The 389-nt window shown below is 47.6% G+C and carries 1 pseudogene; it reads right to left on the reverse strand.

Going from position 1 to position 389, the window contains the following annotated elements:
• A pseudogene (locus AB4486_RS26145) lies at positions 1-389 on the reverse strand (HlyD family secretion protein); the annotation flags it as partial.

A 389-nucleotide genomic window follows, 5' to 3' on the forward strand; every position in this document is an offset into this window, starting at 1 on the left:
TCTTGATCCGCATGAACTTGGGTATAAGACAGGTTTAATTTGGCTTGGGCTAAGCGATTTTCGGCCTGACGTACTTTTAAGTTATTGTTACCGTAAACACCGCGGCTCACTTCTAATTGCTTTAAACGGGCTTGGGTTGCCAGCAAATTTGCTTCAGCCGCAGCGGCATCGCTGTCAGCTTGATCGCGTTGCTGTTGGGATACGCCATTAGTTTTGTACAGTGCATTAAGACGCTTTGCTTCGCTGCGTTTTTGTTGTGATGTGGTTTGGCTGGCATTGACATCAGCTTGCGCCGCTAACAAAGAGGCATCTAGCTCAGCGTTATCTTGCTGGACTTGCTCTAAAGCCAACTGCGCTTCATCTACCGCTAACTTATACGGTCTAGGATC

Origin of the sequence: Vibrio sp. 10N.222.55.C6 (genome assembly GCF_041473395.1) — a bacterium.
GTDB classification, from domain to species: domain Bacteria; phylum Pseudomonadota; class Gammaproteobacteria; order Enterobacterales; family Vibrionaceae; genus Vibrio; species Vibrio crassostreae_C.